The sequence below is a fragment of the Hymenobacter sp. APR13 genome, from assembly GCF_000737515.1.
Lineage (GTDB): Bacteria > Bacteroidota > Bacteroidia > Cytophagales > Hymenobacteraceae > Hymenobacter.
Map to the genome: position 1 here is coordinate 786,802 of NZ_CP006587.1, position 13,844 is coordinate 800,645.

Genomic DNA, 13,844 nt, shown 5'->3' on the forward strand with positions numbered 1-13,844 from the left:
CAGTAGCTTTACTTTCGATCCTCGTCGCCTTTGTTTCCTACTGCTTGTTTGCTCAGGTAATTATTCACGCCGCCCGGCGTTTGTCTTTTTCGCGTTCATGAACAATTGGCTGATTCCGGTGCTGCTGGCTACTCCGGTGCTGCTGTTGCTGGCGCTGGGTATCGTGGCATTTGTGCTGCGCTACCAGCGCCGGCTGCTGCGGCAGCAGGAGCAGCTGCGGCAGGCCCGCGAAATGGGCCAGCAGCAGGCGCTGGAAGCCGCCCTGCTGGCGCAGGAAGAAGAGCGTCGCCGCATTGCCGCCGACCTGCACGACGGCGTGGGCACCACTCTGGCCATTGTGAAGCTGCACCTGAGCACGCTGGGCCAGCCCACCTACACCCAGGAAGCCACTGTCCTCCTCGACCAGGCCATTACGGAGGTGCGCCGCATTTCGCGCAACCTGCTGCCGGCCGCCCTGCAGAAGTTCGGGCTGCCGTTTGCGCTGGATGCCCTGGCCCGCACCGTGCCCGCCGATGGCGCTACCCACCTCACGCTGGAGCAGAAAGGCCAGCCCCGCCGCCTCGACCCCAAGTACGAGCTGATCGTGTACCGCGTGGTGCAGGAACTGCTCGGCAACGGCCTGCGCCACGCTCACGCCGAAACTATCCACATCGTCGTCGATTTCGGTCCCGACACGCTTTCCGTCTTCTACTCCGACAACGGGGTCGGATTCGACCCCACGCTGGTGGAGGCGGCGCCGCTGCCCGGCGCCCGCACCGGACACGGCCTCACCAACCTGCGCAGCCGCGTGGCGGTGCTGCAAGGCACCCTCCGCTACGAGTCGGAAACAGGGGCTGGCAGCCGTGTTTGGATATCCTGCCCCATTCCGTATCTTACTACCAATCAGGCACCTGCCCTTTCTCCTGCCCTATGACACCTGCTATTATTCGTCTTGCCGTTACCGACGACCACATCCTTTTCCGTAAAGGGCTGCGGGCGCTGATCAGCGGCTTCCCGGGCATGGAAGTGCTCTTTGAAGCCGGCGACGGTGAAGAACTACTCCAGCGGCTCGACCAGGGTAACCTGCCCGATGTCATCCTCATGGACCTGCAGATGCCCAACCTCGACGGCCTGCAGACCGTGCGCCTGCTGCGCGCCCAATACCCGCGCATTCGCGTCATTATCATCTCCATGCACGATGAGCCCGAGCTGATTGAGAGCCTCAAGGCCGAAGGTGCCCACGGCTACCTGCTCAAAAACGCCAGCCCTGAGGAAGTACGCGGCGCCATTCTGGCCGCCTACAACAACAACGAGTCGCGCCCGGCGCTGGCTACGCTGTAGAGTAGCTGCGTAAGCTGACTTTCATCATCCGATAAAGCGTCAGTTGCCACATGGCAGCCGACGCTTTTGGTTTTCCACGGGCTCCGCAGCCTGTTGCCATGCCTCACCGTAACAACACAAAAGCGCCGGCCTCCCCCAGGAAGCCGGCGCTTTTGCGTGGAGAGACAGAAACTACTCAGTTACTCTACAGCGTAGCCGACAGGCCTACCGTGAACGTGCGGCCCCGGTTGAAGAAGGCCTGAATCAGGTTGGGGTCGATGACGTTGGAGTTGTTGCGGTTGGAAACGTCGGTGAAGTAGTACTCATCCAGCACGTTGAGCACCGAGGCTTTCAGGCCCAGCTTCACCCGGTCGTTGAACAGCGGCTTGATGTCGTAGCCGAAGTGCAGGTCGAGGTTGCGGCTGGTGGGCAGGCGGTAGGAGTCGGTGCGGGTGGCCGGGTTGCGGATACTCTCGGGGTTGAAGGCGGCGTAGTACTTGGTGAACAGCAGAAACGATGGCCGGATGTACAGACCCCGGATCGGCTCGTAGCGCAAGCCCAGCTGAAACTGGTTTTGAGCGGCGTCGCCTACGTGGGTGTTGTCGAGGTATACTGGCTCGTCGAGCTGGGTGCCGGGAGCGGGGTTGCCGCCTTCGTCGGTCTGGTTGAGCAGGCCCTGCCCAATCCAGCGCCAGTCGCCGAGGGCAATGGCGGCATTCAGCTGCAGGCGGCGGCTGATTTCCTGCGCCACGCTCAGCTCTACGCCCATGTGGCGGGCATCCACGTTGCGCACGTTGCTGTATATCGCCTCGCCGGTGGAAGTATTCACCGAGTTGGTAGCCTTGTTGGCCCACAGCGTGTAGTACGTGTTCAGCGTGGCCTTCATGCTGGGGTAGTTGATGCTGTAGCCCAACTCGATGCTGGTGATACCTTCGGGGCGCACGTTTGGGTAGAGTAGGCCCTGCGTGGTGTATACCTGGTTGAAGAAGGGCACCTTGCTGTTGTAGCCCACGTTCAAAAACAGGTTGTTGAACTCGGTGAGGTTGTAGTTGGCGCCGGCTTTCACGCTGTAGCCGGTGTAGCGGGCCCAGTCAGTTTCTACGGTGCTGCCGTCGGCGGCCGTGTACACCTGGCCGTCGGCGGCCTTGTAGGTCTGGCCGAAGCCCACGGGGCGCTTGGCACCGTCCACGTCCACTGTCTTGGCCTGGAAGTAATCAATGCGCTTGTAGCCGATGCGCGATATTGTGCCACTCACCACGGCCGACAGCACCGGCGTTTTGTATTCGAGTTGGCCGTAGCCGCCCAGCCACTGCGTTTTGCCGTCGTAGTTGTAGCTGAGCTTGTCGCCAACGCCAAGCCGTGTGGTAGGGTCGGAATTCCGGTCACTGATCGGGAGAGCATAGTCGCCGCCCAGCAAATCCCGGATTTCGCGGTAGTGCAGGCCGTAGTACGTGCGCCCGTCCACCCCAGCCGATAGCGTAAGCTTGTCGTTGAGCGTGTAGTCGGCGCCCGTCACGAAACCATACCAGCGGTGGCTGTTCACGTTATTCACCAGGAACTGCGTGGAGCGGCGGGTGGGGTTAGGGTCGGGGTTGTTGGGCGTGGGCAGGCCGATGTTGCGGTCGTAGATGCCCTGGAAATCGGTCTGGCCCGTAGTCGAAATGGTGCTGATGGTGCTGGAGTTGCCGCTGGTCAGGCCGCTTACGCCGCCGCCGCGCCCGTAGGAGGCATACACCACCGTCGACACGAACAACTTATCGTTTACCTGCCAGAAATCGTTGAGGTTGATCTGGGGCTTGTGGTAGAAGTTGCTGCGCTCGTTCAGCACTTCCTCCCCCTGCACATTGCTCACGGTTCGGGTGGCGCGGTCGTAGTCATAGCGCTGCAGCGTGCCCCAGAACGGGTTATACTTGAAGCCTTTGTCGCCGTTGGCTACGGGCGTGGCGCCCAGCTCGCGGGCCTTGGCCTCAGAATACAAGCCAACATTCGACTGAAACGAGCGGGTGCCGTGGCTCTGCGGCGAGCCCAGCCCGGTGAGCGAAAGGCGGTGGCTGCCCAGCTTCTTGCTGACGTTGCCGAAGTAGGTCCAGGCGTCGTCAAAGGCGTTGGTCACCCAGCCGTCGGAGGTGCGGCGCGAGCCGTAGAACGTGAAGGCCCAGTCGCCTTTGCGCGTGCCGCTGCTGAGCATCAGCGAGGCTTTGCGGTAGTTGTTGGAGCCGGTTTCGAGGCGGGCCAGCATGCTGCGCTTGTCGTCGAAGCCGCGCGTCAGCACGTTGATGGTGCCACCCACCGAGGGCACCGCAATGCGCGAGGCCGACAGGCCGCGCTGCACCTGCAGGCTCTTGGTTACGTCGCCCAAGTCCCAGTTCGACCAGAACACCTGGCCGGTTTCCATGTCGTTGACGGGCACGCCGTTCACCATCACGGCCACGTTGCGCTGGTCGAAGCCGCGGATGTTGATGCGCGAGTCGCCGGTGCCGCCGCCGCCCTGGGTGGCGTACACGCCGGGCGTTTCGTTGAGAATCATCGGCAGGTCGCGGTTCGACAGCGTTTCGCGCAGCTTCACCTCGTTCACGGCCGAAAAGGCCACCGGCGTGGAGCGCTCCACGGCAATACCGAGCGAGCCCACCACCTGCACCTCGCTGAGCGTGGCGTTGTCGGAGTTCAGCGAGAAGGTAGCCACGGCGTTCTGGCTGCCGATCGTGACTTTCTGCTCGCCCATCTTGTAGCCGATGAACGAGGCCCGCACCACGTAGGTGCCGGGCTTGAGGTTGGGCACCGTGTAGGAGCCGTTTACTTCAGTGCCGGCGCCAGTGTTTACGCCGTTGCCGCTGATCTGGACGGTGGCCCCGGGCAGGCCCTCGCCGGTGAGCTTATCGAGCACCCGGCCCCGGATGGAAAAGGTACTTTGGGCTTCCGCCGAAACGACAGCCAGAGAGGTGAAAAGGAAAGTCAGTAAGGGTTGTTTCATACCGGAAAGCAGGAAGCGCGGGGTTTGCGCTTAGCAAAGGTAAGGGATTGAAGGGGAGCCGGAAAACGGAAGCGTGGGGTTTGCAGCAAGCTGTCCGCCAGCCGTACATTTGGCCTTATTCCACAATTTCGTCTTTATCTGATCCGGTTCTATTTTTTCTCTCGTATGCGCTTCCTATTCCTGCTGCAAATCGGCCTGGCCTTTCTGCTATATATAGGCTGTGGCCCGGCTACTGCTCAGCTTTCTTCGGGCGCGCCTGTGGTCATCAGCCTGCAGACCGAGCTACTGAATCTATCCGTACCGGGCGTATATGTGGAGCAGGTGATTGACGCCCGGCCTACCGCCGGGCCGCTGGGCCTGGTAGTGCGCGGCCTGAACAGCACATTGCGGGAAGTGGACCTGCAGCAGGGCTTGGTGCCGGAACTGGCCGGGCTCCTGCACAACCGCCTGCCAGCGGGCGGGGCCCGGCCTGTGGTGCTGCGCATTCTGTCTGTAGGCGTGGCGGAGGCACCCGTTGGCAACTTTCGCGTGCAAATGGCGGCGGAACTCTCCGCCGAATGGTACGCCCGCCAGCCCGATAGCACATATTACCTGCTGTGCCGCACCTCCCGCACCACGCAGCATATCAGTAGCGCGGAGCCGAAAAACAGCCACATGGCTAACCTGGGGGCATTGCTGGAAGCCAGCTTACAGCAGATGGCGGGCGTCGACTGGGCGGCGCAGCAGGCCGCCAACCCGCGCTGCGAGGCAGCGGCGTTGCGGCGCCGGCTACCAACCCAGACCTATCCTATCCAAAGCGAAGAGCGCCTTCGCCCGGGTGTGTACAACAACTTTTTTGAGTTTCGCTACAACGCCCCGGGCCGGCCAGGTAACGTGCAGGCCGACGCCCGCGCCTACCAGACAGCCGAGTGGCAGGGGCTGCGCGCCGTATCGCCGTTCATGCTCACGCCGGAAGGCCAGCACGTAGCGGTAGAGCAAGCTTGGGGCTTCTGCGACGGCCAACAGCTATACATCCGCTTCGGCGCCGATTACTATTTGCTGGAAAAGCGCGGCACGGCCTTCCTGTTTTTCGCGCCGGCGCTCTACAACAATAACAACACGCTGCTTTTCAACGGCGGGCCGCCCAAGCATGCCTATTCGCTTAATCTGTTCAGTGGGCTGACCACCAATTACGCGGGGCCATCGGGCCTGATTTCGCTGAATAAAGAAGGCCTGGTTACCCATTTGATGGTGTACAGACGGCGCCAGAAAAATGCGCCCCCGCTGCCGGTACAACTCAATGGCCAGGCAGCTGGCGAACTGCGCGAAGGCGATTATCTTTCGCTGCCCTGGCACGACGGCAACCAGCCGGTGCGCCTGTGCGTGGGCACCGAGGCCTGCCTGGAGCTGACGCCGAGCTTCAGCGAAGCCAATTATATCGAGTACCAGCCCGGGGCACCCGCTTCTTTGCAGCTGGTACCGGCGCGCGAAGGCAAAACCCAAGTAACGCGCATGGCCGGCCGCTGAGCGTACTGCGCCAAGTAGCTTTTTATTGTTTGTTTCTGGCATTTCACTCATCACTCGTGAAGCTTCTCTACTTACCGCTGTTGTTGTTGCCCCTGGCGGGCTATTCCCAAAGCACCAAGCTGGAAATCAGCCTCGCCCAGCAAGTACTGCCGGCCGCCGGCTCCGCCTTCCACTTCGATAAGCTGGTAGACGCGCGGCCTGACCGGACCAGTATCGGCAGCGTGCACCGCGGCCTCGACAACCACCTGGTACCCGCCACCTTAGGCGGCAGCCTGGAAACCGAGCTGACGCCGATGCTCCGGCAGGCGCTGCCGGCTGGCCCGGCTACCCGGCCACTGGTGGTGCGTATTTACACCCTGGCCGTGCACGAAACCATTACGGCCATGTCGGAAACGGGCAGCGCGGAGGTGGAAATGGACTTTCTGGAAGCTACTGGCCCCGATACCTACCGGCTGCTGCTCAGCGTGTCGGAGCTGGTGGAGGGCAAGGGCCTAGATGTAACCAGCAAGCACCCCGACAACATCCGGCGCGCCCTGCAGCAGGGCCTGCAGCGGCTGGCGGCGGCCGTACCTCCTGCCTCCGCCCCCACCCTGACGTGGGCGCAGGTGCTGGCCGGCGAAGAAGGCGCGCTGCCGCGCTTCCCGGTGCAAACCCAGCCGCTGCAGCGCGGCATCTACCGGTCGTTCGAGGAGTTCCGCCAGAACGCGCCTACGCTCACGGCCGGGCCGTTTGAGCTGCAGCGCAAAACCCGCAAGGGCGCGCAGTGGGCCGGCACCGAGGAAGTGGAAGCCTGGTACCTGCACCTCAGCGACGACCAGCCCCGCCGCCTGGTGCGCGGCGCCTGGGGCCTGAGCGACGGCCAGAATGCCTATATTTTCTTCCAAGGCCGCTACTTGCCCCTGCAGGCCGCCGACAAGTATTACAGCTTCACGGGGCACCGGCAGCCCGACCTCAACAACGTGGTAGCTGGCGCGGTAGTAGGCGGCCTGATGGGGGCCGCTCTAGCGACGAGCGGCACCAACCAGCCGCAAGCATACGAGCTGCGGCTAGCCTCGGGGCGGGTAGCTACCAGCCTGCAGCCCGTCGGCGCAGACGGTTTTGCCGCAGCGGCCGACACTGCCGCCATCTACCTGTACCGCCGCGCCGACGCCGGGCCTGCCGCGCCCCTGCGGGTGCTGGTGGACGGCAAAGAGGCGGGCCAATTGGGGCCGGGCCAATACCTGGCTTTCAGCTGGCGTGACAAGCGCCGCGACATGGCCATCTGCGTGCAGGGCGAGCAGGAGAAATGCCACACGTTTATGCCCCTGTTCGGTACCGCTACGTTTCTGGCCTGCGCCCCAGGCGACGGCGCAGTGGCCCCAACTGTGCAGCCGGTGGCAGCCAAGGAAGGTCTGTTCCAGCTCAAGCACATTAAAGCCCGCGAGAAAAGGCCCGTCAACTAACGCGGCTATTCCAGCTCCGCGGTAGGGTCCCAGAACAGACGCTTGAACTCCTGCACTTCATCTTCAATCACGCGTACGCCTTCAGCCTCCAGGGCTTCCTGCATGGCTGTGGGCGTGGCAAAGTGCAGGCGCCCGGTGAGCTGGCCGTTGCGGTTGATAACTCGGTGGGCCGGCACGTAGCCGTCGGCGGTGTGGGCGGCCATCATGGCCCAGCCCACCATGCGGGCGCCGTGCCGGGCCCCGAGGTAGTGGGCAATGGCGCCGTAGGTGGTTACACGGCCGGCCGGCACTAGGCGCACTACTTCGTGCACTTCCTGAAAGAAATTGCGTTGGGCTTCGGTAGGATTACGCGGAATCATCGGGAGAGGGCAGAAAGGAAAGACCGGAGAAATATACGGCATCTGCAGCCCGGATGAGGCATATCGTGCCGGGCGGACCGCACGGGCAGTCCCCCACAATTTCAGGAAGCAGGCGCAACCCAAGGTCAATTCCGGTGTCTTAAGCCCATGGCCGACCAGACCAGTTGGAGCAGGAAGTAAACCCCAGCCAGCTGATTCGCGTTGTCATCCGTTGCCCTGCCCACACGAACAAGGGGCCGTGGCAAACTGGCAGAATCTCCGATACTCACTTATGCAGACTCAGGAACAAGAACGGGAAGAACTACAGGTGGCCGAACAAACGCCCGGCAAAAGCCACGGGGTACGCTGGCTGATTATCGCCGTAGTGCTGATTGCCGCCCTGGCCTTCGTCAAGATAAAATACTTCCCCTCGCCTAACGCCGACGCCAAAGGCGGGGGCGGCAAGGGCGCAGCCGGCGGCGGCAAAGGCGCCCCTGGCGCGAAGGGTGGCAAAGGCGGCGGGGGCGGCGGCGCGCTGCCGGTGCAAGTGTACGTGGTGAAGCCCACCAACCTTTCAGATGAGGTGGCCGCTACCGGCTCTGTTCTGGCCGACGAGTCGGTGGTTATAAAGAGCGAGCTGTCGGGCAAGATTACCAGCCTCAACATCCGGGAAGGCCAGCCGGTGAGCAAGGGCCAGCTGCTGTTCAGCATCAACGCCGACGAGGCCCAGGCCGCCATCCGCAAGCAGCAGTACAACATCCAGCTCTTCCGCGACCAGGAGAAGCGCCAGCGCACCTTGCTGGACAAGGAGTACATCAGCGCCCAGGAATACGAGCAGTCCAACAACCAGCTGCTCACGGCGCAGTCGGACCTGAAAGCCCTGCAGGCTTCGCTGGACCGGGCCTACGTGCGGGCGCCGTTCAGCGGCGTGCTGGGCCTGACCACGGCCACCGTGGGCACCTACGTGAGCCCCGGCTCGGAAATCACGACCCTCTCCCGCGTGCGGCCCGTGAAGATTGACTTTGCTGTGCCGGGCCGCTTTGCTACCAAAGTGCGCGTGGGCGACGTGGTGAGCGTCACCGATGAAGGCACCAACAAGAAGTATGAGGCCAAAGTCTACGCCATCGACCCGCAGATTGACCCCGTGAGCCGCACCCAGCCGGTGCGCGCCCGCTACGCCAATACCAGCAACGAGCTGCGCCCCGGCGCTTTCGTGAAAGTGAACCTGCAGCTCGGCGAATCCACCGACGCGCTGCAGGTGCCCACCGAAGCCGTTATTCCGGAAGCCAGCGGCTATAGCGTCTACACCGTGAAAAACGGCAAGATGGCTCCCAAGAAAGTGAAAATTGGTATCCGCTCCGACAAGGTGATTCAAATCACCGACGGCCTGGCCGTTGGCGACTCCGTGATTCGCACCGGCATTCTGCAGGTGAAGCCGGGAGACGCCGTGAAGGCCACCAAGTAATTTTTCTCGCAGTGTTTCGCAGTGTGCTGACGCATGAACACTGCGAAACACTGCGCCAACACCGCGAAACACTGCGAGAAACAACGATATGAGCTTATCTTCAACCAGCATCAACCGCCCGGTCCTCGCCATCGTGATGAGCCTCGTCATCGTGATTTTCGGCGTGATTGGGTTTCGCTACCTCAGCATCCGGGAATACCCCAGCGTCGACCCGCCCATCATTACCGTGTCGGCCAGCTACACCGGTGCCTCCGCCGATGTGATGCAGGGCCAGGTGACCGAGCCCCTCGAAGAAGCCCTCAACGGCATCCAGGGCATCAAAAACCTGACCTCCAACTCCCGCGACGGCCGCACCCAGATTACCGTGGAATTTGACCTCGACGCCGACCTGGAAACCGCCGCCAACGACGTGCGCGACAAGGTATCGGGCGCCCAGGGCCGCCTCCCGCGCGACATCGACCCGCCCGTAGTGAGCAAGGCCAACGCAGACTCACAGCCCATTGTGATGACCTACCTCAGCTCCAGTAAGCGCACCCTGCTGGAACTGACCGACTACGCCAACAACACTCTCAAGGAGCGCCTGCAAACCATTCCGGGTGTGTCGGAGGTGCGGGTGTACGGCGAGCGGAAGTACTCCATGCGCCTCTGGATGGACCCTGTGAAGTTGTCGGCGCTGGGCGTGAGCCCCGTGGAGGTGCAGGCTGCCCTCACCCGCGAAAACGTGGAACTGCCCAGCGGCGCGGTGCAGGGCCAGAACACCCAGCTCACGCTGCGCACCATGGGCCGCCTTACGTCGGTGGAGGACTTCAACAACCTCATCATCCGCAAAGATGCCTCGTCCTTGGTGCGGCTGTCCGATATCGGCTACGCCGAGCTGTACCCTGAAAACGACCAGACCATCTTCAAGGTGAACGGCGTACCCATGGTGGGCCTGGCCGTCATTCCGCAGCCCGGCTCCAACCAGATTGACATTGCCGACGAGTTCAACAAGCGCATAGAGCTCTATGGCAAGGACCTGCCCAAAGACCTGGTGCTCAAGCCGGGTTTCGACAACTCGGTGTTTATCCGCAAATCCATTAACGAGGTAGAGCATACCATCATCGAGGCCTTCGTGCTGGTGGTGATTATCATCTTCCTGTTTCTGCGCGACTGGCGCTCTACCCTGATTCCTGTAGTGGCCATTCCGGTGTCGTTGGTGGGCATCTTCTTCGTGATGTACCTGCTCGACTTCTCCATCAACGTGCTGACGCTGTTGGCCGTGGTACTGGCCATCGGCCTGGTAGTGGATGACGCCATTGTGGTGCTGGAAAACATCTACTCGCGCATCGAGGAAGGCGAAGACCCCAAAACGGCCGCCATCAAGGGCTCCGAGGAGATTCTGATGGCCGTAGTCAGCACCACGGTGGTGCTGGCGGCGGTGTTTCTGCCGGTGGTGTTCCTCACGGGCATCACCGGGCGCCTGTTCCGCGAGTTCGGCATCGTGGTAGCCGGCTCGGTGCTGATTTCGGCGTTTGTGAGCCTCACGCTCACGCCCATGATGTGCTCGGTGCTGCTCAAGCGCCAGGAAAAGCACAACTGGTTTTACCGCAAAACCGAGCCCTTCTTCGAGAAAATGATTGGCGGCTACCAAAGCAGCCTGCAAACCTTTTTGCGCAACCGCTGGCTGGCGTGGGTGGTGGTGCTGGGCACGGGCGTGGGCATCTGGTTTTTCATGAAAACCATTCCGTCGGAGCTGGCGCCGGTGGAAGACCGCAGCCGCGTGAACGTGAATGCCACCGGGCCGGAAGGGGCTTCATTTGAGTACATGGATGCCTACATGACCCAGCTCACCAAGATGGCTATGGACTCGGCCGGCAACAACATGAGCAGCGTGTTTGCCGTGACCTCGCCCGGCTTCGGCGGCGGCTCCAACTCGGGCATTGCCCGCGTGCTGCTGCTGGAAGCCGAGGAGCGCCCCCGCACCCAGGACCAGGTTGCGGCCGGCCTGAGCGCCGGCGTGAAAAAGCTGACCGCTGCCCGCACCTCGGTGTCACAGGACCAGAGCATCGGCGGCGGCGGCGGCGGCCTGCCGGTGCAGTTCGTTATCCAGACCCAGGACTTCGACAAGCTGCGGGCCGCGGTGCCCAAGTTCCTTGATGCCGCCCGCCAGGACCCCACCTTCCAGTTCGTGGACGTGAACCTGAAGTTCAACAAGCCCGAGCTGCGCGTGAACATCGACCGCGAAAAGGCGCAGAGCCTGGGCGTGTCGGTGCAGAGCATCAGCCAGACGCTGCAGGCCGGCCTGAGCGGGCAGCGCTTCGGCTACTTTATCCGGGAAGGCAAGCAGTACCAGATCATCGGGCAGGTGGCGCGCGAAGACCGCAACCAGCCGCTGGACGTGCGCCTGCTGTCGGTGAAGAACAACGAAGGCCAGCTCGTGCAGCTCGACAACGTGATTCGCCTGACGGAAAGCAGCACCCCGCCGCAACTCTACCGCTTCAACCGCTACAACTCGGCCACCTTCTCGGCCTCGCTGGCGCCCGGCAAAACCCTCGGCGACGGTATTGCGGCCATGCAGGGCCTGGCCGAAAAAAACCTCGACGACACGTTCTCCACCGAGCTGTCGGGCGCTTCCCGCGACTTTCAGGAAAGCTCCAGCAGCCTCGTGTTTGCCTTCGGGCTGGCGCTGGTGCTGATTTATCTGGTGCTGGCCGCGCAGTTTGAGAGCTTCCGCGACCCGGTAATCATCATGGTGACGGTGCCGCTGGCGCTGTCGGGCGCGCTGCTCAGCCTGTGGTACTTCAACCAGACCCTGAACCTGTTTTCGCAGATTGGCATCATCATGCTGGTGGGCCTCGTCACCAAAAACGGTATTCTGATTGTGGAGTTTGCCAACCAGCAGGTGGAAAACGGCAAAGACTACATGACCGGCCTGATTGAAGGCGCCACGGCCCGCTTCCGCCCGATCCTGATGACCAGCTTGTGCGCCATTCTGGGCATTCTGCCGATTGCCATTGCTACCGGCGCCGGCGCCCTGAGCCGCCGGGCCATGGGCATTGGCGTGGTAGGCGGCCTGTTCTTTGCTACGGGCCTCACGCTTTATGTCGTGCCGGTGATGTACTCGTACTTCGCCACGGCCAAAAAGCACAGCCAGAAGCAGGAGGCCGCCAAAAAGAAGGCCGTAACGGCCTAGTTGCCGCCCGTGTCGGCTTCCGATTTTCTTTTCAGTTGATGTATTTCATGCCCCGCTCCTTCTTTTTCACTCTCCTATTGGCTTTGCCTCTGCCGGTGCTGGCGCAGCAGCCGGTACTGCCTACCCGGGAGCCCGCCTCGAAGCCCCAGAGCAAGCCCCAGACGGAGAAGCCGGAAACCGTGGCCGATGCCCCGTCCCTGACGCTGACCGAGGCCATCCGCATCGGCATTGAGAACAACTACAACATCCGCCTCTCGCGGCAGGACGTGCGCATTGCCGAAAACAACGTGACCCGCGGCAACGCCGGCCAGCTGCCGGTAGTGAACGGCAACCTGACCCGCAACTTCAACCGCAACAACGTGCGGCAGGAGTCATCGGCGCGGCCCGAGGCCAGCATTGCCAACGGCGCGCAGAGCAACCTGCTCAATGCCAACGTGGCCGCCACCTGGACTATTTTCGATGGGCTGGGTATGTTCATCGCCTACGACCGGCTGAAGTCGCTGGAGCAAAGCCAGCGCCAGCTCACCCGCGCCACCGTCGAAGAAACTGTGGCTTCTATCACCGACGCTTATTACGTAGTGGTGCGCGAGTCGGGCAAGATTAAGGCCAGCGAGGAGGCCCTGAAAATCGGGCAGGCCCGCATCGACCTCACCCAGGCCCGCGTGGATGTGGGCGTGAGCGCCAAGGTGGAAGTGCTGACCGCCCGCGTGGACTACAACGCCGACCGCTCCTTGCTGATTCAGCAGCAGGAGGCGCTGCAGACGGCCAAAATCAACCTCAACAACCTGCTGGGCCGCACCCCGCGTCTCAACTTCCGCCCCGCCGACTCCATTGTGGTGGCTACCGACCTGAGCCGGGAAGGTGTGGCGCAGGCCGTGCAGCAGAACAACCCGCGCCTGCAGCAGGCGCGCCTCAACACCGAAATTGCCACCTACGACCGAAAGCTGGTGCGCGCCTCCCGCTTCCCGCAAATCGGCCTGACCACCGGCTATGGCTACAACCGCAATATCAACGGGGCGGCGTTTTTCGGCAGCCAGCTGGTCACCAACACGGGCCGCACCTACGGCCTCAACTACGGCGTGGTAGCCACGATTCCCATTTTCGACGGCTTCAACCGCAACCGTTTGGAGCAGAATGCCCGCATCGGGGAGGAACAGAGCAACCTGCTGCTGGGCCAGACGCAGCTGCAGTTGGAAGCCGAGGCCGAGCAGGCCTGGGCCCAGTACCAGAACCGCCTGCAGTTACTGGAGCTGGAAGAAGCCAACATCCGGCTGGCCCGCGAAAACGTGGCCATTGCCCTGGAGCGCTACCGCCTGGGTCTGCTGGTACCGCTGGCCTTGCGCGAAGCCCAACGCACCCAGCTCGACGCCGAAGTGCGCTTGCTCGACATTCGCTACCAGGCCAAGCAGGCCGAGATTGTGCTGCGCCGCCTCAGCAGCGGCCTGGTGCAGGAAGGGGGCCAGTAACGAGCTTGAGCCAGACGAGTAGCCAGGGCTTCGTCGGGGAAAAAGCAGGTTTGGCGGGGCAGCTGGCACAGCCGAACGAAGTCGGTGTACTGGGGCAGGCGCAGCCTGTAGTTTTGTGTACTTCCTCGCCGGAGCTGCCGCAGTGGCGGCCAAGCCGGAAGCTCGCTCCCACACACCTATTGCAC

Annotated in this window: 9 protein-coding genes; 7 read left to right on the forward strand and 2 right to left on the reverse strand. The window is 62.6% G+C overall.

All coding sequences use genetic code 11. The features are described from left to right. Window positions 1-97: 97 nt before the first annotated feature. Window positions 98-913 (forward strand): sensor histidine kinase, encoded by an 816-nt coding sequence (locus N008_RS03295; RefSeq protein WP_052381146.1) that lies wholly within the window; start codon window positions 98-100, stop codon window positions 911-913. Beyond that, a complete protein-coding gene (locus N008_RS03300; RefSeq protein ID WP_052381147.1) occupies window positions 910-1,320 on the forward strand; it encodes a response regulator transcription factor in 411 nt (136 codons plus the stop codon). The genes N008_RS03295 and N008_RS03300 overlap by 4 nt, the downstream gene beginning before the upstream one ends. A 184-nt stretch (window positions 1,321-1,504) precedes the next feature. Here the strand turns inward: N008_RS03300 and N008_RS03305 are convergent, their stop codons facing one another. Then, entirely contained in the window at window positions 1,505-4,270 is a 2,766-nt protein-coding gene (locus N008_RS03305) for a TonB-dependent receptor (protein ID WP_071884475.1), read from the reverse strand. Between the two features lie 165 nt (window positions 4,271-4,435). On the opposite strand from N008_RS03305, the gene N008_RS03310 reads away from it, so the two are divergent. After that, window positions 4,436-5,776 (forward strand): hypothetical protein, encoded by a 1,341-nt coding sequence (locus N008_RS03310; RefSeq protein WP_044013715.1) that lies wholly within the window; start codon window positions 4,436-4,438, stop codon window positions 5,774-5,776. A 56-nt stretch (window positions 5,777-5,832) separates the two neighbouring features. Continuing rightward, entirely contained in the window at window positions 5,833-7,218 is a 1,386-nt protein-coding gene (locus N008_RS03315; protein ID WP_044013716.1) for a hypothetical protein, read from the forward strand. 5 nt (window positions 7,219-7,223) lie between these two features. Here the strand turns inward: N008_RS03315 and N008_RS03320 are convergent, their stop codons facing one another. Next, window positions 7,224-7,577, reverse strand: a complete 354-nt coding sequence (locus N008_RS03320; protein WP_044013718.1) for an MGMT family protein — start codon at window positions 7,575-7,577, stop codon at window positions 7,224-7,226. Between the two features lie 271 nt (window positions 7,578-7,848). Here N008_RS03320 and N008_RS03325 point away from each other — a divergent pair, with 271 nt between their 5' ends. From N008_RS03325 to N008_RS03335, 3 genes are all read left to right on the forward strand, one after another. Next, window positions 7,849-9,021, forward strand: a complete 1,173-nt coding sequence (locus N008_RS03325) for an efflux RND transporter periplasmic adaptor subunit (protein WP_052381148.1) — start codon at window positions 7,849-7,851, stop codon at window positions 9,019-9,021. Between the two features lie 88 nt (window positions 9,022-9,109). Then, window positions 9,110-12,193, forward strand: coding sequence for an efflux RND transporter permease subunit (locus tag N008_RS03330; protein WP_044013720.1), 3,084 nt, complete (start codon window positions 9,110-9,112; stop codon window positions 12,191-12,193). 47 nt (window positions 12,194-12,240) lie between these two features. Beyond that, on the forward strand, window positions 12,241-13,659 hold the full coding sequence (locus N008_RS03335) for a TolC family protein (protein ID WP_197062941.1): 1,419 nt from the start codon (window positions 12,241-12,243) through the stop codon (window positions 13,657-13,659). Window positions 13,660-13,844: the final 185 nt, after the last annotated feature.

What these genes read in the sequence shown, in the direction of transcription:
- N008_RS03335 (WP_197062941.1), top strand. Translation starts at nt 12,241, where the DNA reads ATGCCCCGCTCCTTCTTTTTCACTCTCCTATTGGCTTTGCCTCTGCCG.
- N008_RS03310 (WP_044013715.1), top strand. Translation starts at nt 4,436, where the DNA reads ATGCGCTTCCTATTCCTGCTGCAAATCGGCCTGGCCTTTCTGCTATAT.
- N008_RS03295 (WP_052381146.1), top strand. Translation starts at nt 98, where the DNA reads ATGAACAATTGGCTGATTCCGGTGCTGCTGGCTACTCCGGTGCTGCTG.
- N008_RS03300 (WP_052381147.1), top strand. Translation starts at nt 910, where the DNA reads ATGACACCTGCTATTATTCGTCTTGCCGTTACCGACGACCACATCCTT.
- N008_RS03320 (WP_044013718.1), bottom strand. Translation starts at nt 7,577, where the DNA reads ATGATTCCGCGTAATCCTACCGAAGCCCAACGCAATTTCTTTCAGGAA.
- N008_RS03330 (WP_044013720.1), top strand. Translation starts at nt 9,110, where the DNA reads ATGAGCTTATCTTCAACCAGCATCAACCGCCCGGTCCTCGCCATCGTG.
- N008_RS03305 (WP_071884475.1), bottom strand. Translation starts at nt 4,270, where the DNA reads ATGAAACAACCCTTACTGACTTTCCTTTTCACCTCTCTGGCTGTCGTT.
- N008_RS03325 (WP_052381148.1), top strand. Translation starts at nt 7,849, where the DNA reads ATGCAGACTCAGGAACAAGAACGGGAAGAACTACAGGTGGCCGAACAA.